25 protein-coding genes are annotated in these 24,450 nt (G+C 59.9%); 21 read left to right on the forward strand and 4 right to left on the reverse strand.

The window, feature by feature from the left end:
* The first annotated feature begins 147 nt into the window (after positions 1-147).
* The 4 genes from map to K9U15_RS04530 all read left to right on the forward strand — a co-directional run bounded on the left by map (position 148) and on the right by K9U15_RS04530 (position 3,312).
* The gene (gene map, locus K9U15_RS04515) at positions 148-1,032 is read left to right on the forward strand and encodes a type I methionyl aminopeptidase (protein ID WP_301155662.1); all 885 of its coding nucleotides are present in this window, start codon (positions 148-150) and stop codon (positions 1,030-1,032) included.
* Between the two features lie 87 nt (positions 1,033-1,119).
* Positions 1,120-1,839 (forward strand): TVP38/TMEM64 family protein, encoded by a 720-nt coding sequence (locus K9U15_RS04520; protein ID WP_301155663.1) that lies wholly within the window; start codon positions 1,120-1,122, stop codon positions 1,837-1,839.
* 340 nt (positions 1,840-2,179) lie between these two features.
* Positions 2,180-3,052, forward strand: coding sequence for a hypothetical protein (locus K9U15_RS04525; RefSeq protein WP_278806715.1), 873 nt, complete (start codon positions 2,180-2,182; stop codon positions 3,050-3,052).
* A gap of 5 nt (positions 3,053-3,057) precedes the next feature.
* Positions 3,058-3,312 (forward strand): hypothetical protein, encoded by a 255-nt coding sequence (locus K9U15_RS04530; RefSeq protein WP_148077414.1) that lies wholly within the window; start codon positions 3,058-3,060, stop codon positions 3,310-3,312.
* A 53-nt stretch (positions 3,313-3,365) separates the two neighbouring features.
* Here the strand turns inward: K9U15_RS04530 and K9U15_RS04535 are convergent, their stop codons facing one another.
* The 3 genes from K9U15_RS04535 to K9U15_RS04545 form a co-directional block, all read right to left on the reverse strand.
* Positions 3,366-3,794 carry a peptidylprolyl isomerase gene (locus tag K9U15_RS04535; protein ID WP_015538641.1) on the reverse strand — a complete coding sequence of 143 codons (429 nt, stop codon included), beginning with the start codon at positions 3,792-3,794 and terminating at the stop codon, positions 3,366-3,368.
* A gap of 183 nt (positions 3,795-3,977) precedes the next feature.
* Positions 3,978-4,412 (reverse strand): FKBP-type peptidyl-prolyl cis-trans isomerase, encoded by a 435-nt coding sequence (locus K9U15_RS04540; protein WP_123674376.1) that lies wholly within the window; start codon positions 4,410-4,412, stop codon positions 3,978-3,980.
* Between the two features lie 99 nt (positions 4,413-4,511).
* Complete coding sequence (locus K9U15_RS04545; protein ID WP_301155664.1) at positions 4,512-5,825, reverse strand: glutamate-cysteine ligase family protein; 1,314 nt, start codon at positions 5,823-5,825, stop codon at positions 4,512-4,514.
* A 128-nt stretch (positions 5,826-5,953) separates the two neighbouring features.
* Here K9U15_RS04545 and K9U15_RS04550 point away from each other — a divergent pair, with 128 nt between their 5' ends.
* The 14 genes from K9U15_RS04550 (at position 5,954) to K9U15_RS04615 (ending at position 20,155) form a co-directional block, all read left to right on the forward strand.
* Positions 5,954-7,801, forward strand: coding sequence for a nucleoside-diphosphate sugar epimerase/dehydratase (locus tag K9U15_RS04550; RefSeq protein ID WP_096227139.1), 1,848 nt, complete (start codon positions 5,954-5,956; stop codon positions 7,799-7,801).
* Between the two features lie 477 nt (positions 7,802-8,278).
* The gene (locus K9U15_RS04555) at positions 8,279-8,899 is read left to right on the forward strand and encodes a recombinase family protein (RefSeq protein ID WP_301155665.1); all 621 of its coding nucleotides are present in this window, start codon (positions 8,279-8,281) and stop codon (positions 8,897-8,899) included.
* A 252-nt stretch (positions 8,900-9,151) separates the two neighbouring features.
* Positions 9,152-9,742 (forward strand): transcription termination/antitermination NusG family protein, encoded by a 591-nt coding sequence (locus K9U15_RS04560; protein WP_157780543.1) that lies wholly within the window; start codon positions 9,152-9,154, stop codon positions 9,740-9,742.
* A 198-nt stretch (positions 9,743-9,940) separates the two neighbouring features.
* Entirely contained in the window at positions 9,941-10,483 is a 543-nt protein-coding gene (loaP, locus tag K9U15_RS04565) for an antiterminator LoaP (RefSeq protein ID WP_114569479.1), read from the forward strand.
* Positions 10,484-10,593: 110 nt separating this feature from the next.
* Positions 10,594-11,346: a sugar transferase gene (locus tag K9U15_RS04570; RefSeq protein WP_301155666.1), complete on the forward strand. Its 753-nt coding sequence runs from the start codon at positions 10,594-10,596 to the stop codon at positions 11,344-11,346.
* On the forward strand, positions 11,347-12,129 hold the full coding sequence (locus K9U15_RS04575; RefSeq protein WP_301155667.1) for a WecB/TagA/CpsF family glycosyltransferase: 783 nt from the start codon (positions 11,347-11,349) through the stop codon (positions 12,127-12,129).
* A gap of 108 nt (positions 12,130-12,237) precedes the next feature.
* On the forward strand, positions 12,238-12,690 hold the full coding sequence (locus K9U15_RS04580; protein WP_301155668.1) for a UDP-N-acetylglucosamine 2-epimerase: 453 nt from the start codon (positions 12,238-12,240) through the stop codon (positions 12,688-12,690).
* Positions 12,687-13,595: an ATP-grasp fold amidoligase family protein gene (locus K9U15_RS04585; RefSeq protein WP_096227136.1), complete on the forward strand. Its 909-nt coding sequence runs from the start codon at positions 12,687-12,689 to the stop codon at positions 13,593-13,595. Before K9U15_RS04580 ends, K9U15_RS04585 begins: the two co-directional genes overlap by 4 nt.
* 43 nt (positions 13,596-13,638) lie before the next feature.
* The gene (locus tag K9U15_RS04590) at positions 13,639-14,658 is read left to right on the forward strand and encodes a glycosyltransferase family 4 protein (RefSeq protein WP_227115053.1); all 1,020 of its coding nucleotides are present in this window, start codon (positions 13,639-13,641) and stop codon (positions 14,656-14,658) included.
* Between the two features lie 16 nt (positions 14,659-14,674).
* The gene (locus tag K9U15_RS04595; protein ID WP_096227133.1) at positions 14,675-15,880 is read left to right on the forward strand and encodes a hypothetical protein; all 1,206 of its coding nucleotides are present in this window, start codon (positions 14,675-14,677) and stop codon (positions 15,878-15,880) included.
* Positions 15,867-17,036 carry a polysaccharide pyruvyl transferase family protein gene (locus tag K9U15_RS04600; RefSeq protein ID WP_301155669.1) on the forward strand — a complete coding sequence of 390 codons (1,170 nt, stop codon included), beginning with the start codon at positions 15,867-15,869 and terminating at the stop codon, positions 17,034-17,036. The genes K9U15_RS04595 and K9U15_RS04600 overlap by 14 nt, the downstream gene beginning before the upstream one ends.
* A gap of 16 nt (positions 17,037-17,052) precedes the next feature.
* Positions 17,053-18,231: a Coenzyme F420 hydrogenase/dehydrogenase, beta subunit C-terminal domain gene (locus K9U15_RS04605; protein WP_161959450.1), complete on the forward strand. Its 1,179-nt coding sequence runs from the start codon at positions 17,053-17,055 to the stop codon at positions 18,229-18,231.
* The gene (locus K9U15_RS04610) at positions 18,215-19,654 is read left to right on the forward strand and encodes an oligosaccharide flippase family protein (RefSeq protein ID WP_096227130.1); all 1,440 of its coding nucleotides are present in this window, start codon (positions 18,215-18,217) and stop codon (positions 19,652-19,654) included. The genes K9U15_RS04605 and K9U15_RS04610 overlap by 17 nt, the downstream gene beginning before the upstream one ends.
* 6 nt (positions 19,655-19,660) lie before the next feature.
* Positions 19,661-20,155, forward strand: a complete 495-nt coding sequence (locus K9U15_RS04615; protein ID WP_123649880.1) for a hypothetical protein — start codon at positions 19,661-19,663, stop codon at positions 20,153-20,155.
* Positions 20,156-20,439: 284 nt separating this feature from the next.
* Here the strand turns inward: K9U15_RS04615 and K9U15_RS14510 are convergent, their stop codons facing one another.
* On the reverse strand, positions 20,440-20,661 hold the full coding sequence (locus K9U15_RS14510; RefSeq protein ID WP_157780541.1) for a transposase: 222 nt from the start codon (positions 20,659-20,661) through the stop codon (positions 20,440-20,442).
* A 260-nt stretch (positions 20,662-20,921) separates the two neighbouring features.
* Between K9U15_RS14510 and argC the strand changes: the two genes are divergently transcribed.
* The 3 genes from argC to argB are packed head-to-tail and all read left to right on the forward strand — an operon-like array spanning position 20,922 to position 24,367.
* Positions 20,922-21,992, forward strand: a complete 1,071-nt coding sequence (gene argC, locus K9U15_RS04620) for an N-acetyl-gamma-glutamyl-phosphate reductase (RefSeq protein ID WP_096227129.1) — start codon at positions 20,922-20,924, stop codon at positions 21,990-21,992.
* 54 nt (positions 21,993-22,046) lie between these two features.
* Positions 22,047-23,378, forward strand: a complete 1,332-nt coding sequence (gene argJ, locus K9U15_RS04625) for a bifunctional glutamate N-acetyltransferase/amino-acid acetyltransferase ArgJ (protein WP_301155670.1) — start codon at positions 22,047-22,049, stop codon at positions 23,376-23,378.
* On the forward strand, positions 23,375-24,367 hold the full coding sequence (argB, locus tag K9U15_RS04630) for an acetylglutamate kinase (RefSeq protein WP_154248320.1): 993 nt from the start codon (positions 23,375-23,377) through the stop codon (positions 24,365-24,367). Before argJ ends, argB begins: the two co-directional genes overlap by 4 nt.
* The last annotated feature ends 83 nt before the right edge of the window (positions 24,368-24,450 follow it).

A 24,450-nucleotide genomic window follows, 5' to 3' on the forward strand; every position in this document is an offset into this window, starting at 1 on the left:
CCGTTCGGCCTTTCGGCGCGCCATCGGGCGGATGGACGCCTACCCTCTATACACGATCCAGGCGGTCGAATTGTCGGGACTTTCCTTCCGCCCGCTGCCGCTCGCGGCGTTGCGCGGTACAATAGCCCGCGAGCGAAAGGAAACCGCATGTATGACGGAGTGGAGCAGCCCGGTCGCAACGACGTATGCTGGTGCGGCAGCGGGCGCAAGTACAAGAAATGCCACCTGGCCTTCGACGAACGTCTCGAGCAGCTGTACGAGCAGGGGTGCGAGCTGCCTGGGCGCGAGCTGCTGAAGTCGGCGGACGACCTCGAGGGCATCAAGCGCAGCGCGGCCATCAACGTCGGCGTGCTCGACTACGTGGCCGAGCGTATCGACGTGGGCACCACGACGGGCGAGATCGACCGTTGGGTGCACGACTACACGGTTGAGCATGGCGGCATCCCGGCCGATCTGGGCTTCGAGGGGTATCCGAAGAGCGTCTGCACGTCCGTGAACGACGAGGTCTGCCACGGTATCCCCTCCGACGACGTCGTGCTGCGCGAGGGCGACATCGTGAACGTGGACTGCTCGACCATACTGGACGGATACTACTCCGACTCATCGCGCATGTTCTGCCTAGGCGAGGTGTCCAAGGACCGTCGGCGCCTGGTGGAAGAGACGAAGAAGGCGCTGGAGGCGGGCCTGGACGCCGTGAGGCCGTGGGGCTTCCTGGGCGACGTGGGCGCAGCCGTGAACGCTCATGCGCAGTCGTGCGGCTTCTCGGTGGTGCGCGAGTTCGGCGGCCACGGTATCGGCCTCGATTTCCATGAGGATCCGTTCGTGAGCCATGTGGCCGAGGCAGGTACGGGCATGGTGCTGGTTCCGGGACTCGTGTTCACCATCGAGCCCATGGTGAACGCCGGCGGACCCGATATCGACATGGGCGATCCGAACGGCTGGACCGTGCGCACGGCCGATGGTTCCGACACGGCCCAGTGGGAGGTCCAGGTGGCCGTGACCGAGGACGGGTACGAAGTGCTGTCCTGGTAGGAACGGCAAGGGCTGCGTGCGGAATCGTTTTCCGTCCGTTGACGGGCGGCGACCTTTCGCGCTTTCCCGGGGCGCACAATCTGCCCCATGGAAAAGAACACTCCCAAGGACGCGGGACGACGGCGCATAGGGCGCGTTGTCGTAATCGCCGTGATCGCGCTGGCGGCGGCGTCCATCGCCTGGTGGCTGCTCGTGTACGGGCGCGACGTGCTCGCGCTGCTCACCGACGGGCGCCGGGTGCAGGAGCAGGCCGCGCGCCTCGGGCCGCTGGCCCCGGTGGCCCTGGCGGGGCTTGTGGCGGTGCAGCAGCTATCGGCCGTGCTGCCGGCCGAGCCGCTCGAGCTGGCCGCCGGGTACGCCTTCGGCTTCTGGAAGGGCGCGCTCGTCTGCTTCGCGGGCAGCCTCGTGGGCGCCGTAGCCATCATCGTGCTCGTACGCCTCGTGGGCGACCGGGCCCTCGCGCTCTTCCTCTCGCGCAAGCGGCTGGACGACCTGGAGCGCTTCGCGGCCTCGCCGCGCTTCGAGCTCATCCTGTTCGTGTACTTCCTCGTGCCCGGACTGCCTAAGGACCTCATGACGTACGCGGCCGCGCTTGCCCGCGTGAAGCCCCTGTGCATCCTTCTCATCACTTCGGTCGGCCGCGTGCCGTCCATCGCGGCGTCGGTGCTGGCCTCGTCGTTGGCCGCCGACGGGGATTGGCGAGCCGCAGGAGTCGTGCTGGCCGGCATCGTCGTCCTTGTGCTTGCGGGTGCAGCCGTGTATGCACGCGTCAGGATGCGCCATCGCTCCCGTTCGCAAAGTTCCTAGCATTTAAAACAAATGTTCGTAAAAATGTGCTATACTGCTAGCGAAACGAAGGAGCCAGTGCAAGCGCTGTTTCGTCCGCCACGGCAGAAGGCGGGCGCAGCCCATAGATGGCGGCGGTGTTCCGCGCCGCCCGTACCACGCTTGCAAGATCCTCCCAGCCCAGGAACCGAAGGGAAGCGAGGTGTCTTGCCATGTTCGCATGCGCGTCTACGGCAGGGTGCGCGAAGGCGGCCGCGAAAGCCCGCCATGATGACCATCCCTCGAAAGCGGGGCCGCATGTTGCCGTGACTGCATGTTTCGAGGGCAATGCTGGGCCGCGCCGTAGCGAGGGGAGGCTGCCATGAGCGGCGGGAGCCTGTGGGAGCGTGAGCACCTGCGTCCACGCGACCTGCCCAGCCTCCAGGAGGTGCTCGGCGCATGCGACCGGCCCCTTCTGCGGCGCGTGATCATTGAGGATTTCGCCGAAGTCCATGCCTACGCTGACAAGGCTCGTCGCAATGCGATGGCGCAGCGGCTCGATGGCTCGCTCGATGCCATGGCCTCCCTCGAGGTGCGGCGCGGGCCGACGAGAGGCTGGGTGCTGGCCCCGCGGGAGTCGTACGTGCTCGATGCCCGAGGCGGCACGCTGACATGGCGGCTCCACGCCGCGCTCGTCCCGTTGCTCGATGTGGCAGCAGCCGAGCGCCTCGTCCGCGTCGCCCAAATGCCCGCGACGACGTATGCCCAGGCGAGGAAAGTCGACAAGCGCCTGCGGTCCCTTGCGGTGCGCGCGGCGGACGAGAAGGGCGGCGCGGGCGACGTGGACGACTGGGGCGAGCGCTGCTACGCGCTCGCCCCCTGGGAGGAAACGCTCGGATGCAAGGTGTGGCTCGGCGGGGATTGGTGCTGCCGTGAGCGCTACCGCGTGCTCGCAAGCGCGTTCTGGGAACTCACGTTCTACGGATTCGAGTACGACATGGTTCGTGCGCGCACCGCCCGCGAGAAGGCTGCGCGGTTGACGGGCGGGTCCGATCCGGCAGGCGAGGAGGCCGGTGCTCGCATTACGGCGTCCTCCGGAGGCTTGGCGGCCGCTTGCGGCCTGCAGCCGCTCGACCGCTTTACCGGCGAGGCGCTCGGCCGCCTCGCCCAGCGCGTCGCCGTGCTGAACCACCGGGCCCACTGCGCTTTCTTCGAGCAGATGCTCGATTTGGCGCGCCGCATGGAGAGGGGGTGAGTAGCATGGACGTCCTGCAGCTGTCGCACACGGGGAGCGTGCGGACCCTCTGCCGGCTGATCCAGGGGATGGATCGGCCGGTCGTGGTCGCAGACGGGGCCGATGAGGTCATGGTCGTGTTGTCCCCGTCTGCTTTCGAGGGCGTGCTGCTGCGAAGCGGGCAGGGAGGACGGAGAGGCCGCACGTTTGGCGCCGGCTGCGACTTGGAGGGCCGCGAAGAGGACGCCTGCGGATGCGGAGCATGCCGTCTTGCAGAATGACGGGAGGCGCCCTCGGGCGCCTCCCGTGGTCGTTGCCATGTTGGAGGGCAGCGTTAGCCGGCGACCTCCACCAGCGTGATCTCGAAGTTCAGGTCCTTGCCCGCCAGCTCGTGGTTCATGTCGAACGTGACGATGCCGTCCTCGATGGCCTCCACGAACACGGGGAACGACTGGCCGGCCGGGCCGCGCATGTACACGGTCTGGCCCACGGGAAGCTGGTCGCCGTTGGGAATCTGGCTCACGGGCACCTTCTGCACCATTTCCTCACGGCGCTCGCCGTACGCCTCGGCGGCAGGGATGTGCACGGTCTTGGTCTCGCCCTGCTCCATGTCCTTCACCGCTGCGTCGAAGCCGGGGATCATCTGGCCGGCGGCGCAGGTGAACTCGATGGGCTCGCCGCGATCGACCGACGAGTCGAACTTCGTGCCGTCGTCCAGCGTGCCCGTGTAGTGGACCTTGACCTTCTTGCCTTCGTTGCTCATGAACGAGCTCCTCTCGATTTGAAACAAAGTAGACCCAGTCTACCCCACTGCAGAACGCGGCCCCTCCGCTGGACGCAAACCCTCTCCAAGTTGCCATAAGTCCGTAGAGCTTCCTGCTCCCCGGCCGTGATGACAGCGTGGCGCGCCCCGTGACTCCTTTTCGGAGATGCGGCGCAGGCAGCCTCAGCGGCTCGGAAGCTCGGCCACATCTAGCAGCGTCATCTCGAAGTTGAGCGCCTTCGCAATGGCCTCGTGGTTCAGGTCGAACACGGCCTTCTCGTCCGTGAGCTCCACGAGCCTGGCTGGGTAGGTCTGGCCCGTGGGGTCCTCCAGGTTCACCATCTCGCCCACCACGAGCTTCACCGAGGCGGGTATCTTCGCGCGCTCCACCTCCATCACGCGTTCTTCGGTGCGCTCCTCGTAGGCCTCGTTCGCGCCCACGTGCACCCGCCGCGTCTCGCCCACGGCCATGCCCCGCACGGTGTCGATGAACGCCGGCGGCATCCATCCGTCCAGGCAGGGGAACTCGATGGGCTGCTCCGTCTGGTCGATGAACACGGAGCCGTCGTCGAAGAACCCCTTGTACGCCACCTTCACCATCTTGCCCGTGTTGTCCACGTCGGGCCTCCTCTCCTCGTGTATTCCGCTCGCATGCTGGAAGGTCGTCCCTCCATCGCGCTGCTGCGGCTGTTGCGGCTTCGAGATGCGGACGCCGGTTTAACCCTTGCGCTCGGCCAGGTCGGCCAGCGTGACGCGCTGCGCTGCCAGCTGCGCGAGCGGCTCGAGGAAGCCCTGCTCGTCCGCCGCGAGGCCCCGCCGCGCCAGCGTCATCACCTTATCGACCAGCTCGGCCACGGGCCGACCGTACGCCTCGGCCTCGTAGCCCCTGGCCATAAGCGCATCCTTGGCCGCCTCCACGGCCGTGCCGTTCACGCCTTCGAACAACGCGTCGAGCGCGTCGAGGTTCTCCGCATGGTAGAACAGCCCTTTGATCAGCGCCGCGTACGCCACCACGTAGGGCACGGGCATCGCGTCGGCCGGCCTGATCTCGATATAGGTCTTCAGACGCACGTCGTTGAAGAACATGGACACGGCGTGCTCCACCTCGGCGCGCGTCATGGTGCGCTCGGCGTATATCTCGCCGAAGGTGCGCTCGGAGTAGCACCACTGCTCCTTACGGCACGGTATGAGGATAGCAGGCGTGTCCAAAAGGTACTCGGCATAGCGGCGCAGGTCGAAACCCGGGTCCATCACGCCGGGCACCAGGCCGCAGCGGTCGGGGTCGCAGAACCGCCAGATCTCGGTCCGCACCAGCTCGTGGGCGCGCGGCGCGCCCTCGAACACCGGCGAGTTGTCGCAGACGAGCGAGAACAGCGGCACGAGCGCGAACGCCAGCCGCAGCTTCCGCAGGCAGTCCGCCGTCGACCAGTAGTCTATCGACACCTGGGTCGACGCGCTGCCCCGCATCATGCGCGGCCCGAACGGCCCCTTCTCGCCCAGGTACAGGTTCATGAACTTGTAGCGCCGCTTGGGGATGAGCTCCAGGTCGAGCGCCTTGGCGGAGGGGTGGTAGCCCACCGTGAGCGCGCGCTCGCCGTGCGGCGCCAGCGCGTCGTCCAGCGTGCGCTCGAACCGCTCGAACGTCGCCCGCGCGTCCTCGAGGCTCGCGAACGGGCCCGCCGAGAGCTCAACCTGCGCCGCCGGCTCGATGGTCACGGCCTCGCCGGGCCGCGCCACGCCCAAGAGGTCGCCCTCCGGGTCGCGCGTCGTGCGGGGGAACTCGGCTTCCAGCTGGCCCAGCAGCCATTCCACGCCGTAGGGCCCGCTGTACGGCACGGGGCTCATGTCGTCGTGCACGAGGGTGTGCTCCAGCTCGATGCCCAGCTCGCCGGCTGCCCCGGCCGGCGTGATGCCGCTCTCGAAATAGGCTACGATGGCGTCGATGTTGCTTGTGCGTGCAGGCTGGTCGCTGGGGGTTTCCGGTTCCCCGGGGGCTGCGATGGCTGTGCCGGGAACGGCTGTTTTATTCATGTAGCAGGCTCCTGTAAAGCATTGGTCCGTGCAAGGTTACGTTACTTTGTATACAATACCCTTTTGGTTGCCGCGCTTGTCGGCAAAATGGCATCAATTCGCTTTTCCACTCGGGGACGAGGCTGCGCTTGGACGCTCATATCACAAAAAGAACAGCGGTCCTGCTGCTGCTCGACATCGTTGCGACGTACGCCGCCTACTGGCTCGCATCCTTGCTCACCGCCGTCGAGGACGAGGTCTTCGTAAACAACGAGATCTACTTCATGCTGGGCATCCTGGCGCTCATCAACGTGGCGGTGCTCGGCCTGTTCCGCCTCTACAACAACCTGTGGGAGTACGCGAGCGTCGACGAGGCCATCCAGATCATGCTCGCGGTGGTGCTGTCCACGCTCATCGGCGCCGTGTTCCTATGGATCATCGACGTGCGCCTGCCCATACGCGTGTTCTTCGTCTCGTGCTTTCTGCTCATATTCTTCATGGGGGGCATACGCTTGGTATTCCGCGTCATGCGTCAGAAGAAGCGCGTGCTGGGGTCGGCACAGCGCGCCTGTGACCGGCCGCGCACGCTCATCGTGGGCGCGGGGGAGACGGGCTCGCTCGCCATCGGCCGCATGGCCTCGAAGGATCCGCTCATGCCCGGCGTGGCCATCGTGGCCACCGACGACGACGTTTCGAAGCGCGGCAGCCGCATTCACGGCGTGAAGGTGGCCGGCACCACGGACGACATTGTGGAGCTGGTGGACCGCTACGACATCGAGCAGATCGTCGTGGCCATTCCCTCGGCCTCGCTCGAGGAGCGCAAGCGCATCTACGGCGAGTGCACGAAGACCGAATGCAAGCTGCGCACGCTGCCCAACATTCGCGAGCTGTCGCTCGACGAGATAGGCGACGTGCGGCTGCGCGATGTGGACGTGGCCGACCTTCTGGGGCGCGAGGAGATCATCCTGAACACCCGCGCCGTGTCCGGATACATCGCCGGCGAGTGCGTGCTGGTCACGGGCGGCGGCGGCTCCATCGGCAGCGAGCTCTGCCGGCAGCTGTGCCGCGTGGCGCCCGCGCGCATCGTCATCTTCGACATCTACGAGAACGACGCCTACATGCTGCGCAACGAGCTGCTGTCCGAGTACGACGACATCGAGATCGTCATCGAGATCGGCAGCGTGTGCGACGAGGCCCGCGTGGCCGAGGTGTTCGCGAAGTACCGTCCTGGCGCCGTGTTCCATGCCGCGGCGCATAAGCACGTGCCGCTCATGGAGGCGTGCCCGCGCGAGGCGCTGCACAACAACGTGTTCGGCACGCTCAACGTGGTGAAGGCGGCCGACGCGTTCGGCGCCGCGCGCTTCATCTTCATCTCCACCGACAAGGCCGTGAACCCCACGAGCGTCATGGGCGCCACGAAGCGCATGGGCGAGATGGTGATGCAGCTGTACGCGCGCACGTCCAAGACCGTGTTCTCCGCCGTGCGCTTCGGCAACGTGCTGGGCTCGAACGGCAGCGTCATCCCTGTGTTCCAGCGCCAGATTGCCGCCGGCGGCCCCGTCACGGTCACGCACCCCGAGATCGAGCGCTTCTTCATGACCATCCCCGAGGCATCGCGCCTGGTCATCCAGGCAGGCGGCATGGCGCATGGCGGCGAGATATTCATTCTCGACATGGGCGAGCCCGTGAAGATCGTCGAGCTGGCGAAGGGTCTCATCCAGCTGCAGGGCCTCGTGCCCGACGTGGACGTGAAGATCACGTTCACGGGCCTGCGCGACGGCGAGAAGATGTACGAGGAGCTGCTCATGGACGAGGAGAGCACGCTTCCCACCGACAACAAGTCCATCATGATATCCACCGGCCAGGAGATCAGCTACGACGAGGTGGCCGCCAAGCTCGGCGAGCTGGAAGCCGCCATCGGCAAATCGGACGAGGAAGCCGTCCACATCCTGGAATCCGCCGTCCCCACCTACCACCACACGAAGAACTGCGCGTAGGCCGCGCCGCCCGCGAAGCGGTGCGCCCAGTCGCAATAAAAGTGTAGCGCGGCTTCGCCGCTTCTTAAGCTTCCTAATAAAGAAGAACGAGAAAGGCGAGCTCCCAACTTTTCCGATGGCTAGGTCCCGCTTCGAACTCCCCGTCGATCGTTCGCTCCTTCTCAATATCAGCCGGCCGAGACTATGCGCGCAGAAAGAGCCATCCGGCGCACTCGGAAACACCCGAGGTTAATCGAGAGCTCCTCGAACTGTTCCCGCCCCCAGCCCCTCTCGCCTTTAGAAACCTGACCACCCGACTCTCCAATGTTGTCGCTGCGGATTCCCTTGCCGACCCTGCCCTCGGAACGGCCCGGACGGCTTCCGTTCGCGATAATTGCCCCATGCCGACCGGCCGTGCGCCTGCCGGCATCTCTTTTGGCGGCCGATGGCAAAGCGGCCCGGAGGGGGCTCGCTTTGACGGGAACGATGGGGTGAGCGATGGAGCGAGAAGGAATCGTGTACGGGTATGCGCGCGTGTCGGCGAAGGACCAGAAGCTCAGGCGGCAGATCGACGCCCTCACGGGCTTTCCCGTGGCGGAAGAGCGTATCTACGCCGACAAGGCGAGTAGCAAGGACTTCGAGCGGCCGGAGTACCGCAAGCTGGTCAAGCGCCTTCGGCCCGGCGACGTAATGGTGGTGAAGAGCATCGACCGGCTGGGGCGGAACTACGACGAGATCCTCGAGCAGTGGCGCATCCTCACGAAGGTGAAGCGGGCGTTCGTCGTGGTGCTCGACATGCCGCTTCTCGACACGCGCAACGACCAGCACGGCATCACCGGCGTGTTCCTGGCCGACGTGGTGCTGCAGCTGCTCAGCTATGTTGCGCAACTTGAGCGCGAGAACATTCGGCAGCGCCAGGCGGAGGGGATCGCGGCGGCTCGGGCGCGTGGCGTGAGGTTCGGCCGGCCGGCCATCGAGGTGCCGAGCGCTTATCGGCCGATCAAGGCCGCATACCTATCGGGCCAGATCACGCGCAAGGAAGCGGCGGAGCACCTCGGTGTTTGCCCCCGGACGTTCGACCGGTGGCTGAAGAGGGACGCCGAGGGGGAAGTTGCTTAGCGTTTATGGCGACCGGGGTGTTGAATAACCCGCTCGGCATGGTTTTCGTTGCCAAAACGTAGACTTTTTGTCTCACGTAAAACTTGCCCGCCCTCATGCAAGGGCGCCCATCCGATCTGCTGTTTCTCTTTCGAATGAGATTATCGGGCATCTCCGCCAAAAAGTCTACGTTCTTGCGGCCGTCGGTGCGGCAGCAACGTGCACCGACGGCCGCAGCATCCGATTATGCGAGCGAGCGTAGGAGAGGGCGTAATGGCAACGGAGGCACGGCAGCGCGAGGGTTTGCCGACGGGTTTCCTGTCCGAAGGGCCGTCGCGCGACGGCGACCTGCGCTGGTACGCCATTCATGTGCCCGAGGGTCGCGAGGACGCGGTGGCGGGCAAGTGCCGCCAGCTCCTCGGCTCCGACCTCGTGGAAGACTGCTTCGTTCCCAAGTACGAGCGGTACATGAAGCGCGAGGGCGCCTGGCGCATCGTCGTGCACCCCATGTTCAGCGAGTACGTGTTCGTTTCCACGCGCGACGTGCGCGCGCTTGCCAAGGCGCTCGGGCAGCTGTCGTTCCCGGCACCGCTCGTGGGCCGGAGGGGCCGCACCTACGCGCCGCTCTCGCCGAGCGTGCAGGCGTGGCTCGAGTCGGTCCTCGACGAGGCGCACGTGCTGCGTGCGAGCGAGGGCCGCATCGAGGGCGGCGTCCTGCAGGTGGAGCGGGGCCCGCTGCGCGGCTGCGAGGGCCGCGTGCGCAAGATCAACCGCCACAAGCGGATGGCCTACCTCCGCTTCGACGAAGGGGGCGAGGGCGACTGCGTGCTGCAGGCCGCCCTGAACGTCCCGGTGAAGAACTAGCACGACCCCGGTTTCCCGCCGGGAGCCCAAGGCGCAAGGCGTTGGGCTCCCGGCGGGAAACCGCGACGAACATATCCTGAGCAAGCGCAGGCGGTGCCATCGGCGGGCCAAGCGGAACCAGGGGAATGAATACTCTCGATGCCGCGGGCCGGAGGCCCGAATGGCGAAGCTATGTCCGCCTGAGCGAGGAGGCCCTCCATGTGGTATGTGATTCAGGTTCTTTCCGGGCAGGAGGACAAGGCGTGCGAGCTCATCAACCTGCATGCGGCGGGGCAGCGCTCGAAGGACGGCAGACCCGTTCTCAAAGAGTGCTTCGTGCCGCGCTACCAGGTGGAGCGCAAGTTCCACGGCCAGTACCGCACCCTCACGCGCAATCTGTTCCCCGGCTACGTGATAGCCGTCACCAATCGTGTGGACGAGCTGAACGACCGTCTGGTCAGGATCCCAACGTTCACCCGCATGCTCGGCAGCGAGAAATCATTCATCCCCCTCGATCGGTCCGAGAAGGCGTTCATCAACGCCTTCACTACCGAGAAGCACCGCACCATCAGCCTGTCGAAGGCCGTGTACGAAGGTGACAAGGTGGTGGTAACCGAAGGCCCCATGATCAATCGCGAAGGCTGGATCACCGAGGTCAACCGCCGCAAAGGAACCGCCCGCATCGAAGTGGACATGTTCGGAAGAACCATCAACGTAGAGATAGGACTAGCGATTGTCGGCCGCAGGCCTAAAAAGAAATAGCATCTCCCTGCTGCATTGCGGCAGGGATTCGTCGTTGCTTCCCCTGTCGAGCTAGACGAAGTAGCCGTGCTTTGCATGCACGAAACAGTCCGCCAAGCAAAGGCGGCCGCGTGACCATCGAAGAAAGTGCGATGGCGGTCGACGGGGAAGGAGCCCTCGAGGCGTCCGACGTGGCGTTCCTCGCGCCGGAGCTCGTTATCGAGGCCGAGGGGCCCGTGCTAGCCGCCCCGCGCGATGAGGGCCGGCTCGCGTACCGCTTCCTGAAGCGGGCGTTCGATATCGCGTTCTCCCTCTGCGTGATAGTCGTGCTGCTGGTCCCGTCGCTTCTGCTGTGTCTGGCCATTCGCATCGAGAGCCCCGGCAACCCCATCTACTCCCAGAAGCGCGTGGGCCGCATCGGCAAAAGCGGCGAGGTGGAGACGTTCGACATGTACAAGTTCAGGAGCATGCACAAGGACGCCGACGAGCGTCTGGCCGACCTCGAGGACCTGAACGAGGCCGACGGCCCGCTGTTCAAGATTAAGGACGACCCGCGCGTGACGCGAATAGGCAGGTTCATCCGCAGGCACTCCATCGACGAGCTCCCTCAGTTCCTGAACTGCCTGTTCGGCCAGCTCTCCTGCGTCGGGCCTCGCCCACCGCTCCCGAATGAGGTCGCCCAGTACGACGAGCGCGCGATGCGCCGCCTATCCGTCAAGCCCGGCCTCACAGGCTACTGGCAGGTGAGTGGCCGCAGCGACACGACCTTCGACGACATGGTCGACCTCGACCTCAAGTACATCGAGGAGTGCGGCGTTGCGACCGACCTCAAGGTGATCGCCCGCACCGTGGTTGTGATGTTCACTGGCAAGGGGGCGTGCTAGATGCCCTCCATGAAAGCTCGCTACGAGGCGCCGGAGCGCTACCCGATCCTCAACGCGTTCGTGAACGCGCTCTCCCTCGAGGAGACCGTCTCGGAGGTGGAGAAGATCGTCGCCGCAGGGGTCCCCACCCAGCACGTTGTGCTGAACGCCTCCAAAATCAACCTCATGCGCGAGGATCCGAGGCTAGCCGAGATCGTGAACGCCTGCCCCCTCGTCAACGCTGACGGAGCCTCCATCGTGTGGGCTGCGCGGCAGCTGAATGTCCCTTTGAAGGAGCGCGTCGCGGGGATAGACCTGTTTCTGCGCCTCGTCGAGGTTGCGGCTGAGAAGGGCTACGGAATCTATCTCTTGGGGGCGAAGGAGGAGTCGGTGCTCGGCGTGCGGGACGAGCTCAAGAGGAGGCATCCGGGGCTCGGCATCGTGGGCTACCGCAACGGCTACTTCGACGAATCGGACGTGCCCGGCATCGTTGCCGACATTGCGGCTTCGGGAGCGGACATGCTCTTTCTGGGCTTTTCGTCTCCGAAGAAGGAGTACTGGGCGCACGAGCACCTTGAGGCGCTGGGCGTCCCCTTCGTCATGGGCGTTGGCGGGAGCTTCGACGTCGTGGCCGGGGTGACCTCCCGGGCTCCCAAGTGGATGCAGGATCGCGGCCTTGAATGGCTCTACCGCTTCGTCCAGGAGCCCGGCCGCCTTTGGCGCAGGTACGTCGTGGGGAACGTCTCGTTCGTCCGATACGTATGCAAATGCAAGAATAAAAGCAAGAAGGAAGTTGTGCAGTGATCAACGTAATTGGCCTCGGTTACATAGGACTCCCCACGGCGCTCATGTTCGCGGCGCACGGGGTGGAGGTCGTCGGCACGGACTGCGACGCGGAGCTGGTGGCGCTCCATGTTCCGCGCCATCCGGCGCGTGATGGAGGAGCGTCCCGACGTCAAGGCGGTCTATCCCGTTCATATGAACCCTCTTGTGCACGAGGCCGCCCACGCGGAGCTCGACGGCTTCGACCGCCTGCGGATGATCGAGCCCTTGGAGGTTCTCGACTTCCACAACCTGCTCGCGCGCTGCCATCTCGTCCTGACCGACTCGGGCGGCATCCAGGAGGAGGCTCCCTCGCTCGGCAAGCCCGTGCTCGTCATGCGCGATACCACCGAGCGTCCCGAGGGCGTGGAGGCTGGGACTTTGAAGCTTGTAGGTACCCAAGAAGACGCAATTTGCCGCGAATTCGATCGCCTGCTTTCCGACGAGAGGGTTTATTTGGCCATGAGCCATGCGTCTAACCCATACGGAGATGGTCATGCCAGCGCGCGGATAGCGGACGTGCTCGAAGGAAGGCGCGTATGAGGCTCAAGAAACGCTTCATGCTATCCTTGAAGAACAGCCTCAGGTTCCTTCCCGACAGGCAGTACATCAAGATTTACTACTGTGCAAAGTTCGGCGGCTTACCGAATATCGACGAGCCGTCGACGTTCAATGAGAAACTGCAGTGGATGAAGCTCAACTGTCAAGATCCTCGCATGGTTTCTCTTGTGGACAAGTGCAAAGTGCGTGACTTCGTCGAAAAGCGGATCGGTTCGCAGTATTTGGTACCGCTTATTGGCGTCTATAATACTGTTGAAGAGTTCCTCGGTGCCGACTTGCCTAATGAATTTGTCGTCAAGTGTACACACGATTCCCAGAGCGCTCACATCTGCATAGACAAAGCGACCTTCGATTTCGGGGCGGCGGCTCGTGGATTAGAGACGGCGCTCAAGCGCAATTGGTACTGGCAAGGACGCGAATGGGCGTACAAGGGCGTGAAGCCTCGCATCATTGTCGAGGAGTATCTGAGAGATCGAGAACGAGCAACGCCTAATGATTATAAGTTTTATTGCTTTGATGGTGTCTGTAAGATGATCCAGTGCGACGCCGATCGTTTTGAAAACCACAAAGAGCAGTTCTTTTCACCTGCTTGGGAGTCTTACGGCGATTGGCATGTCAGCCATGTGCCAGAAGGCGAGCTGCTTGCTAAGCCGGACGGTTTTGAAGAAATGCTGACGCTGTCGCAAAGTTTATCCGAAAGCTTCCCTCACGTTCGTGTCGATTGGTACTGCATTGAAGGAAAGCCTTTCTTTGGTGAACTCACTTTTTACACAGGCGGGGGGTTTGATCCTTTCCATAGCAAGGAAGATAAGCTTCGCGATCCATTAGATAGATATCTTGGCGATTGCTTGGTACTGCCAGAACAAGTGCGGACTCTTTATGTATAAAATTTTAATGATAGGCCCAGATAGCTCCCGCGCGTCCGGCGGAATGGCGTCGGTTATTCGGTCATTGAGTAAAAGCGAAACCTTAGCTTCCCGCTTCACAATTTTAGAGTTTCCCTCTTGCAGGGACGGAAGTCTTGCATCTCGGCTTTTCTTCACCGGGGTGCAGTATATGCGCTTTATCATTAAGCCTTTGAAAGCTGACATATGCCATATACATATTGCATCATATTCGAGTACCTGGAGAAAACTTTTGTATGGGAAAGCCGCGAAACTCAAGGGATCTCGAGTTGTTTATCATGTACATGGTGCCGAATACAAAAAGTTTTTTGCGTCATTAAGCGAACGGGGGCAGAAACGCCTTCGGCATAGTTTTTCGCAAGCAGACGCGGTGATAGTTCTTTCAAATTCATGGAAATGTTTTTTTGAAAACACTCTCGATCTGAAAAACGTTGTTGTAATAAATAACTCGATAGACTGCGCGAAATCGAACTTTAAGCACGGATTTCCGGCAAGCATCGCTTTTGTAGGACGCCTTGGCGTTCGCAAAGGCGCGTACGACTTAATTAAGGCATTGGGCATGCTACAGAGTAAGGGGATGAGGTTCTTCTGCACGTTTGCGGGTGATGGAGAAATTGAAAAGCTGCAAGAAGCGGCCAAGGTTGCTGGTGTTTCGCAAAGTACGCAATTCACTGGATGGCTTGGCGAGGAAAAAGTCCAGGACATCCTCTCGTCATCCTCCATCATGGTTCTGCCCTCGTACGATGAAGGCTTTCCCGTCTCGATCATTGAGGCGATGGCTGCTGGCAATGCCGTGGTCAGTACCTGTGTTGGGGGTATACCCGAAGAAGTATGCCGTGCGGGTAGTGTGCTGATCGGGCCAGGTGATGTAAGCGCCTTGGCTTGTGCCCTCGAGGAACTGCTTGTTGATCAAGATCGAGCTTATCAGATGGCGGATGCAAACCAAGAGTATGTTTTAGGCAAACTTGACAACAAGGTTGTCCATACGCAGTTAGCTAATTTGTATTTGAGATTGCTGGATGACGATGCTGAGCAGAATACCTAACAAGTTTAAACATGACATGACTTGCATTGAGCTTTTAGCTCTGATTGCCTTTAACTTACTGCTATTCCAGCCGATCATCGAGATAATTCTGCCTCCTTTTTCTTATTATGATGAGATTTTGGCGGTATCCTCGCTCCTTTCTCTGTTCTTTTCCATGGCGATGCGCAAATCTCGTTTTACGAGGGAAATGAAGATCGCGCTGTGCCTGTTATTTGCGATCGTCGTTATTGGGCTTTTTGGAAACTTTCTTTCTGGCATAGTTTCCGATACTTTTTTTATTCTGGTCGATATATTAGCTTGCTCAAAGTTCTTTATCATTTACTTTGCCCTGAAATCTATTCTCGGAAACACTTCTTATTTCGTTAGCTATATGGCCAGAGAGAGCAAGGTCCTTTTAGTATTGATGCTTGCATGCTTGGCGATTAATCAATTCGTAGACATTGGAATGACATATGAGATGCGCTACGGCTTGAAGGCTTTCCAATTTGTATTTATTCATCCTACTCATATGGTCACCCTCTCTCTTGCTTGTATGGCGTTTATTTATTCGGATGCCAGTAACGGGTGGAAAAAATATATCGGTATCGCTTTGATTCTGATGGCGATGTCTCTACGAAGCAGGTGGGTAGCGCTTGCATTGGTGATCGTTCTGATTATTATATTTGTAAGAAAGGGGTCTACGCGCGCTCCCTTTGTCGTAATTGGTGTAGGATCGGTTTCTGCTTTCCTCGTCGGGCAAGCGCAGATGTCCGTGTATTACGGTAGCGCTTCCGAGTCTGCGCGAGGTCACCTGATGACAACTGCTCTTTCAGTGTTTCAAAACTTTTTCCCTTTGGGTGCTGGTTTCGCTTCTTTCGGGTCGGGAGTCACGAAGACAATTTATTCCCCACTTTACTATCAATACGGCTTGCAAAACGTCTACGGATTGGCTCCAAATAATCCTAGCTACTTAACAGATACATTTTGGCCTGTCGTGTTGGCTCAGTTTGGCTTTTTAGGACTGATCATTTGGCTTCTTCTGCTAATCATGCTCGTAGTCGACTTTTATCGTTTAGGGATTGCCTCGGGGATGCTGGTCCTATCGCTTACGATGATCGCGGCGATTCTCATCTCGACTACTGCTTCTGGGTCGATTTTTTCGATGCAGATGATCACATTGCTCGTTGCTTTTATGACCGCTATGAAAGCCAATATAGATAGAGAGGCTTGTGAACGTGCCTAAGCTTGGACTTTGCGCATGCTATAGCAACCATAATTTCGGGAGTATGCTCCAGGCTCTTGCCACATGCAAAGCCATTGATGCTCTGGAAGTTGAGTACGAGCTCATCAGGTACAAAAAGAAAATTTCCCCCCTAAGAGTTGTCCAGATCGCTCATAAGGTTATTACTGCAGATGCTTGGCTGGGCTTAACCGCAGAACTTAAGTGGAGAGCGTATTTAAGCAAACATAGCGCTCAGAAGGCGAAACAAGAACTGAGATCCGAATCCTTTGGAGAATACTGTGATCGTAGATTCACCAAACTAAGCCCCGTATACGAAGGGTACTCTGCCTTGCAAGATGGCTCAAAAAAGTATGATGCAGTCTTGGTTGGCAGCGATCAACTGTGGTTGCCTTCTGGGTATAGCTCTGGTTTTTACACTCTTGAATTCGCTTCTGAGGGGGTCAGGCGAATCTCATATGCGACCAGCTTCGGCATTTCCTCAATGCCGAAGTCTTCTGCCGCTAGGGCCGCGCGATTCATATCCAAAATCGATTATTTGAGTGTTCGGGAAAAAAGTGGGATTGAAATAGTGGCCAGCGTTACGGGCGGCGATGTCAAGCCAAAACTGGTCGTTGATCCCACTCTGCTGTTCGATCAGGCTGGATGGCTCAATATCATTCCCGAAAAAAGGATCGTCGAAGGGGATTATATCCTGTGCTATTTCTTGGGCATCAATCCTGAGTCAAGGCGTATGGCTGCTGAGCTCAAAAAGAGGACGGGACTTCCGGTGGTGATGCTGAAAGATTGGCGTTATCATCTTGACGAAGACGATCTTATCAATGACTTTGATTTTTACTCGGCCAATCCTGACGATTTTGTAAATCTGATACGGCATGCGAATTATGTTCTGACGGACTCTTTTCATGGAACAGTGTTTTCGCTTATTCATCATAAAAAGTTTGCGACCTTCTATCGTGATATCGATGGGGGTAATAGCAGAAACACACGAATAGACAGTCTGTTCTCTCAGCTAGATCTCCGCTGCTGCTTGATGGATCATGCGGATCCGGGGCGTCTTGAAAGCTTGGTGGTTGATTTTGCAACCGTTGATGAGAGTCTAGACAATTGGCGTTGCGATTCTTGGAATTTTTTGAAAGAAGCTGTCGATGGTCTGTAGGTCGAACGTTTCCATTATGGATGAATCAAGTTGCTCGGGGTGCGGGTTGTGCTCGTTCGTCTGTCCGATGCGCTGCGTTGAAATGAAAGAAAACGAAAGAGGCTTTATTCTTCCGGCTGTTGGAAATAATTGCATAGCTTGCGGCAAGTGTTTGGCTGATTGTCCATCAATCAACCCTCCGGTTTCAGATTATCTCGATATTGGGCTTGTTGCACAATCGGGCGTCAGTGAAAACTTGGTCGCATCAACCGGGGGCGGAATGCATCTCCATCTCGCGAATTCGATGATGGCGCTCGGTGGTGTTTCGTACGGCGCTGCTTTTTCTGACGAATGGGCTGTTGAACATATCGAGTGCCATACTGCTGAGGAAGTGATGAGGTGTCGTGGATCTAAGTATGTTCAAAGCAGCTTGACGAACAAGGTGTTCGCCAGTATTAAGAAAAACTTGGAACAAAATATCCCCGTTCTCTTCACCGGCTTGCCGTGCCAGACGGCCGCAGTAAAAACTGCCTTCGGCGACAATGCGAGCCTTTTTCTTGTTGACTTGGTTTGCCACGGGGTCGCTTCGCCTATGGCCTGGCGGCAATATTTGTCAGATATGCAATTTGGGCGAATCGAGTCAATAAGATTTCGCAACAAGACTTACGGGTATCATATGAGCACAATGAGAGTTGTCTATGAGAGCGGAGTTTATAGCAAAAGCGGAAGAATCGACCCGTATTTGCGAGCTTTCTTTTCTGGCATCGCTCACAGGAAATCTTGCAACGAATGTAAGTTCAAGGGAAGGCGACGCTATTCCGACATAACGCTCTTTGATTGCGGGCGGTATTGTGAGCTGACTGGAGACAACGATGATGATCTTGGCCATACAAGTGTTTTAGTTAATACGAAGAAGGGCGAGAAGCTGTTACTTGAGCTTGGAAAAGAAGAGGTCGTTTTTTCGGCAATTGATAGAGGGATGGGCGAGCAGTTAAATGGCAAGATGATAGAGGGCTGCACCCCGAAGCATCCGCGATCGGATTCCTTTTACTCTCAAATTCTTTCAAACTCTTTTTCTTCGGTGGTTCAGAGCTATCTGCCTATTAAGCTTTCGGACTATTGCATCGAAGCCGTCAAGGGGTTGGCATGCAAAACGGGCATCCTCACGTTTCTTCGAAAAGCAAAAGAAAGAAAACTGCTTGTCACCAAGCATTAAAAAGAACTTTGCCTTCAGCCTAGCGTATGAAGTGCTTGCTTTTGCAATTCCTCTAATCACGGCACCCTATCTTTCCCGTATTCTGGGTCCAGACGGAATTGGGGCCTATTCATATTCTTATAATGTTGCATATTACTTTGGAATGTTTGCGACGCTGGGAATGCTGCGCTATGGGACCAGGAGTATTGCCTCAGTCAGGGATCTGCAGGCTACGAAAGATCAGTTGTTTTGGGAGCTCTTTTTTACCCAGCTTCTTACGGCTGGGTTTGCACTCGCCTTGTATTTGGTCTATCTTTTCCTATTTGGTGATTCGCTTAGTGCAATATGGATACTTTACATTTTGTCAACCGCTTTGGATGTAACTTGGCTATTCAGGGGCGAAGAGGATTTCAAGATTACAGTTGTTCGCAATTCAGTAATAAAGTGCTTAACCGCTTTCTGCATCTTTGTATTCATTAAAGGTCGTGACGATGTTTGGTTATATGTCGCGATAATGTCGCTCGGATACTTTATTTCTCAGGTGGTGCTGTGGCCCTATGTGAAGAAGCATATCGCAAGTTTCCACATCCCAAAGTTTTGTAAGCTGATACGGCATTTAAAACCAAGTGTGATTTTGTTCGTTCCCCTGATTGCTACAAGCGTATATAGGGTGTTGGACAAGATTCTCATCGGCTTGCTTTCAAGCAGCGCCCAACTCGGTTTTTTCGATTGCGCGGACAAAATCATCATGGTTCCTCTAGGCGTGATTTCCGCGCTTGGGGCGGTGGTACTTCCGAGGATGTCGTATTTAATATCGACGGGCGAAGAACGAAAGGGGGTCAAGTTCATCCGCTCGACCATGTCCTTTTCGATGATTATTGCGATTTGTCTCATGTTCGGCTTGATTGCTACAGGCGATCTATTTGCAGTGGTCTATTTTGGCGACAATTATACAGAGACGGGATATCTGCTCGTTGTTATGAGCGTGACCGTGCCGATGATTGCTTGGGCCTCAGTGATCAGGGAACAATACTTAATTCCGAAAAGATTAGACAAACAGTATATTTCCTCGGTTGCGGTGGGCGCGGTCTTCAACATCATGCTAAATCTATGGGCGATTCCGAGGTGGAATGCGCGGGGCGCTGCATTGGTGACTATAGCAACAGAATTGCTCGTTTGCGTAATGCTTACTGCTTCAGCTAGAAAGTATTTGGATATAAAACAATATGTTTCCGATTCTCTCCCGTACCTTGGGATCGGGGTTTTGATGTGCATCTCGGTGAAGGTCTTAGCTCGGGTTCTGTCGATTGGCAAGGTGAGCCCCCCGCTTCTTTTAGTTCTTGAAATCATCTTTGGGCTGATAGTTTTTGGAGCGCTTCTCGCTGTATTAGCGAGGCATAGCACGAGCCATAGAGCGATTATAGGATCACTAATAAAAAAGTAGGCTTGCATGTTCTCAGTTTCTGCCCTCGTGCGTCTTTATCGGTATCCCATTATTGGGCATCTTGCTCAACGAATGGTATTGCGAAGAGGCGCCGATATTCCGCGCAGCGTTAAAATCGGCCATAGGGTTTCGTTCCCGCACAACGCTTTGGGGACCGTTTTGCATCCAGACACAACCCTCGAAGACTACGTCAAGGTCTATCAAAACGTGACTATTGGTAGAGGGAATATTTGGCTCGACTATCATGCTGAATCGCGCTTGCGCTTTACGGTTAAAATGGGAGCAATCTTGTGTGCTGGATGCAAGATTATTTGCAGCGAAGATGAACTCGTCGTTGGAAAAAACACGGTGATTGCCGCAAATGCCGTGCTAACCCGCTCAACAGGGGACAACGAGATATGGGCGGGAATCCCTGCAAGAAAAATTCGTGATCTGGGAGTTGGTTCTGAACAAACTACGATAATCAACTCGCCATCAGGCAAAACTTTTGAAATTGATTGATTCTTTGACAACCAAAACCCCTGTTCAAATCCAAATCTGGCACAACGATTTGCGCCTTTGACAAGGCAGTTTTTTGCAAGCATTATTTTCAGTGCCTTCGGGGCGCGTCTAGGCCATACGCATCAGCTTCCCTTGGCGCAGAAGCGCAGTTTTGCTCAAGAGCCTCACCTCCTGGTTTGCAAGGATGATTTGCTAGAGTCTTAGATCCTCGAACTTCACCCCGTTGAGCCTTATGCCGCGCTTGATGATGCGCATGTAGCCAAGCGAGAGCAGGCAGCACCTCCTCATGCGTTTGAAGGTCTTGATCCGTGGCTCATCCGCTTCATCGCCTTGATGGGGCTGTTGAGCCCCCCGGCGGTGACGTTGGTTTTGTTGAGCTTATAACTGTTCGGCACACCTTCGCGGTTGCGCTTCAGGGTCTTGGCTGCCGCTTCATCTCGAAGACGCCGCTTCTTTGGGCGAGGCTTATCCAATTGGCGAGCGAGTCGCGCTTGTCTGCGCACCACGGCATGTCCGGCCAGCCGCGGAACAGGTGCATGAGCTCATGGACGTTGAGGTCGGGGTCGGCTTCAAACAATCAACTCTCACAACCACGCTCCCGGTCTTCATGTAACTATTTCATTTCCCACCTTGTCAAACCGGTGGTTCTTTCTTACGATGATCCGTAATGATGTCGTGGCGCGTTTTTGTGCAGGTGCACGAAAGTAGCTTCGCGCCCGGCAGGTTGGACAACACGTCCGGCGCAACAAGCAAGCGAGGGATCGACATGGCCATCAAGACGGGTATCGTGGGTGCGGCGGGGTTTGCGGGCATCGAGCTGGTGCGCCTCGTGCTGCGCCATCCCGACCTCGAACTCGTGGTCGCCACGTCCAACGAGCTGGCCGGCACGCGCGTGACCGACGAGTACCCCGGCTTCGCCGGCGCCACCGACCTCGCCTTCGCCACGCACGACGACCCGGCGCTCGACTCATGCGAGCTCGTGTTCCTGGCCGTGCCGCACACGGCGGCGCTCGCCATGGCGCCGCGCCTCGTGGCAGGCGGCGCGACCGTCGTCGACCTCTCGGCCGACTTTCGCCTCAAGGACCCCGCCGTCTACGAGCAATGGTACAACACCCCGCACACGGCAACCGAGCTTCTGGCCCGCGCGGCATTCGGCCTGCCCGAGCTTTTCCCCGATGACTTGGCGCGCGCAGCCCGCGCCCGCGCCAACGGCGAGCCCGCGTTCGTCGCCTGCGCCGGCTGCTATCCCACGGCAACCTCGCTCGCGGCGGCGCCCGCAATCCGCGCCGGCCTCGCGGCTCCAGGCGGCACCATCGTCGTCGATGCCATCTCGGGCGTCACGGGCGCGGGCAAGAAGGCCACGGCGCGCACGCACTTCTGCTTCGCCGACGAGAACCTGGAGGCCTACGGCGTGGGCACGCACCGCCACACGCCCGAGATCGAGCAGATCCTCGGCATCGCAGGGCAGGGGCGCCTCGTGTTCACGCCGCACCTCGCCCCGCTGAACCGCGGGCTGCTCTCCACGGCGAACATCCCGCTCGCGCCCGACGCGCCCGATGACGCGGCCTTCTACATCGACCAGTACCGCGCCTTCTACCGCGAGAGCCCCTTCGTGCACGTGCTCGACGCCGGCTCCCTGCCGAAGACGTCCTCGGTCGCCGGCACGAACAACGCCCATATCGGCCTTGCCGTGAACGCGCCGGCGCGCATGCTCGTCGCCGTGTGCGCCATCGATAACCTGGGAAAAGGCGCGGCCGCTCAGGCCGTGCAGTGCGCGAACATCGTCTGCGGCCTGCCCGAGCGACGAGGCTTCGACGCCGTCGCCGTACCCGTCTGATCGAAGGAACCCGCTAGCGAACAGCCTAAGCAACGCAACCAGAAAGAAGCCGCCATGACCGACACGCATGCCGCATCCGCCCCGTCATCCACCAGCAGCGTAACGCCGCTGCGCGCGGAAACCGCCGCGCAGCTTCCCGACGCCCTCGCGGTTGTCGAGGGCGGCGGCGTCACCTCGGCGCGCGGATTCCGCGCGGCCGGCGTCCATGCAGGCTTCCGCAAAGATCCCAACCGCCTCGACCTTGCGCTCGTGGCCGCTGACAAGCCGTGCGCATGCGCGGCCGTGTTCACCCAGAACGTGTTCTGCGCGGCGCCCGTCGCGGTGTCCCGCGAGCATTTGGAGGACTGCGGCTACGGCATCGCGCAGGCCGTGGTCGTGAACTCCGGCAACGCGAACGCCGCCACGGGGGAGCGCGGGCTCGCGGCCGCCCGCGAAACCGCTGATATCGCTAGCGACGTCCTCGGCTGCGCGCCCGCCGAGGTGATGGTGGCCTCCACCGGCGTGATCGGCGAGCATCTGCCGCTCGAGCCGTTCGCCGCGGGCATCCCCCTCGCCGCCCTCGAGCTCTCGGTGGTCAGCGGCGGCGCCAACGCGGCGCGCGCCATCATGACCACCGACACACGCCCGAAGGAGGCGGCGGTCACGTTCTCGGGCGACGGCATCGGCTACGACGGCTGCACGTTCACGGTGGGCGGCATGGCGAAGGGCTCGGGCATGATCATGCCGAACATGGCCACCATGATAGCCGTGCTCACCACCGATGCGCCGGTGCGCCCCGACGCGCTGCACGCCGCCCTCTCCCGCGCGGTGGGCGTGAGCTTCAACAAGGTCACGGTCGATTCCGACACGTCCACGAACGACTCGTGCTTCCTGTTCTCCAATGGCGGCGCCACGTCGAGCACTGTTCCCTTCCACCCGGATTCCCCGGCGCTCGCCCGCTTCGAGCAGGCGCTCGACGCCGTGTGCCAGAACCTCGCGCGCCAGATGGCCGCCGACGGCGAGGGCGCCACGCGCCTCGTCACCGTGAACGTGACGGGCGCCGCCACGCCGGCCGACGCCGACGCCGCCGCGCGCGCCGTCGCGAACTCCCCGCTGGTCAAGACGGCCGTGTACGGCCATGACGCCAACTGGGGCCGCGTGGCCATGGCCATCGGCAAGTCGGGCGCCGCCTTCCGCCAAGAGGACGCCGCCATCGACATCATGGGCCTGCCCGTGTGCCGCGGCGGGCTCACTGTCCCCTTCGACGAGGATGAGGCGCTCCGCCGCTTCGAGAACCCCGAAATCGCAATCGACGTCGACCTCGGCGCCGGCGATGCCGCCACCACGGTTTGGACCTGCGATTTCAGTCACGATTACGTCACGATCAACGGAGATTACCGCTCATGAAGTACGCAAAGGACACGCGCCCGAAAGGCGTATCTCACAAAGCCGCGGAAGTGCTCGTCGAGGCCCTTCCCTGGATCAAGAACATCACCGGCAAGACCGTCGTCATCAAGTACGGCGGCTCCGCCATGGTCGACGCGCAGCTGCGCGCCGACGTCATGAACGACATCGTGCTGCTGAAGATCGTTGGCGTGAACCCCGTCATCGTGCACGGCGGCGGCAAGGCCATCACCGAGGCCATGGAGTTCGTGAACCTGCCCGTGGAGTTCAAGGACGGCCAGCGCGTCACCACGCCCGAGGCCATGGACCTCGTGCGCACCGTGCTCATGGGCAAGGTGAACCAGGAGCTCGTGGAGGCCCTGAACGAGCACGGCAACTTCGCCGTGGGCGTGTCCGGCGCCGACGCGGGCGTCATCGTGGCCGAGCAGGCCAGCCCCGACCTGGGCCGCGTGGGCCACATCACGCGCATCAACCGCCCGCTGCTCGACGACCTCGTGAACGCCGACTACATCCCCGTGGTCGCGTCGGTCGCGCTCGGCGAGGACGGCGGCTTCTACAACGTGAACGCCGACATGGTGGCGGGCCACATCGCGGCCGCCATCGGCGCGCACAAGGTGGTGTTCCTCACCGACGTGGACGGCCTTTACGAGAACTTCGAGAACAAGGACTCGCTCATCTCTAACCTCACGCTCTTCGAGGCCCAGTACATGATCGAGAACAACGTGGTGTCCACCGGCATGATACCCAAGCTGAAGTCGTGCGTCACCGCGCTCGACGCCGGCGTGTTCCGCGCGCACATCCTGAACGGCACCACGCCGCACTCGCTGCTGCTCGAGCTCCTGACCAGCACCGGCGTGGGCACCACCATGCACTCCACGGAGGAGGCGTGCAAGTTCGACTCCCACCCCCTGGGCAACTTTGCCTCCAAGCTGCTGGAGAACCGCGAGCAGGCGGCCGCGCAGGCAGCCGCTGCCGAGCGCTTCGCCGGCTGACCGCCCGCCATCGCCGACCGTCGAAGGGGTCGGCCCTTCCCCCTGCTTTGCGCGCGCGGGGGGGGGGGGGATTCTGCAGCAAC

Source organism: Gordonibacter sp. RACS_AR68 (genome assembly GCF_030418485.1).
Lineage (GTDB): Bacteria > Actinomycetota > Coriobacteriia > Coriobacteriales > Eggerthellaceae > Gordonibacter > Gordonibacter urolithinfaciens.

What these genes read in the sequence shown, in the direction of transcription:
- K9U15_RS04545 (WP_301155664.1), bottom strand. Translation starts at nt 5,825, where the DNA reads ATGAATAAAACAGCCGTTCCCGGCACAGCCATCGCAGCCCCCGGGGAA.
- K9U15_RS04530 (WP_148077414.1), top strand. Translation starts at nt 3,058, where the DNA reads ATGGACGTCCTGCAGCTGTCGCACACGGGGAGCGTGCGGACCCTCTGC.
- argB (WP_154248320.1), top strand. Translation starts at nt 23,375, where the DNA reads ATGAAGTACGCAAAGGACACGCGCCCGAAAGGCGTATCTCACAAAGCC.
- argC (WP_096227129.1), top strand. Translation starts at nt 20,922, where the DNA reads ATGGCCATCAAGACGGGTATCGTGGGTGCGGCGGGGTTTGCGGGCATC.
- K9U15_RS04575 (WP_301155667.1), top strand. Translation starts at nt 11,347, where the DNA reads ATGCCCTCCATGAAAGCTCGCTACGAGGCGCCGGAGCGCTACCCGATC.
- K9U15_RS04590 (WP_227115053.1), top strand. Translation starts at nt 13,639, where the DNA reads ATGGCGTCGGTTATTCGGTCATTGAGTAAAAGCGAAACCTTAGCTTCC.
- K9U15_RS04525 (WP_278806715.1), top strand. Translation starts at nt 2,180, where the DNA reads ATGAGCGGCGGGAGCCTGTGGGAGCGTGAGCACCTGCGTCCACGCGAC.
- K9U15_RS04595 (WP_096227133.1), top strand. Translation starts at nt 14,675, where the DNA reads ATGACTTGCATTGAGCTTTTAGCTCTGATTGCCTTTAACTTACTGCTA.
- K9U15_RS04560 (WP_157780543.1), top strand. Translation starts at nt 9,152, where the DNA reads ATGGCAACGGAGGCACGGCAGCGCGAGGGTTTGCCGACGGGTTTCCTG.
- K9U15_RS04605 (WP_161959450.1), top strand. Translation starts at nt 17,053, where the DNA reads ATGGATGAATCAAGTTGCTCGGGGTGCGGGTTGTGCTCGTTCGTCTGT.
- K9U15_RS04580 (WP_301155668.1), top strand. Translation starts at nt 12,238, where the DNA reads ATGTTCCGCGCCATCCGGCGCGTGATGGAGGAGCGTCCCGACGTCAAG.
- K9U15_RS04520 (WP_301155663.1), top strand. Translation starts at nt 1,120, where the DNA reads ATGGAAAAGAACACTCCCAAGGACGCGGGACGACGGCGCATAGGGCGC.
- K9U15_RS04615 (WP_123649880.1), top strand. Translation starts at nt 19,661, where the DNA reads ATGTTCTCAGTTTCTGCCCTCGTGCGTCTTTATCGGTATCCCATTATT.
- loaP (WP_114569479.1), top strand. Translation starts at nt 9,941, where the DNA reads ATGTGGTATGTGATTCAGGTTCTTTCCGGGCAGGAGGACAAGGCGTGC.
- K9U15_RS04555 (WP_301155665.1), top strand. Translation starts at nt 8,279, where the DNA reads ATGGAGCGAGAAGGAATCGTGTACGGGTATGCGCGCGTGTCGGCGAAG.
- K9U15_RS04585 (WP_096227136.1), top strand. Translation starts at nt 12,687, where the DNA reads ATGAGGCTCAAGAAACGCTTCATGCTATCCTTGAAGAACAGCCTCAGG.
- K9U15_RS04535 (WP_015538641.1), bottom strand. Translation starts at nt 3,794, where the DNA reads ATGAGCAACGAAGGCAAGAAGGTCAAGGTCCACTACACGGGCACGCTG.
- argJ (WP_301155670.1), top strand. Translation starts at nt 22,047, where the DNA reads ATGACCGACACGCATGCCGCATCCGCCCCGTCATCCACCAGCAGCGTA.
- map (WP_301155662.1), top strand. Translation starts at nt 148, where the DNA reads ATGTATGACGGAGTGGAGCAGCCCGGTCGCAACGACGTATGCTGGTGC.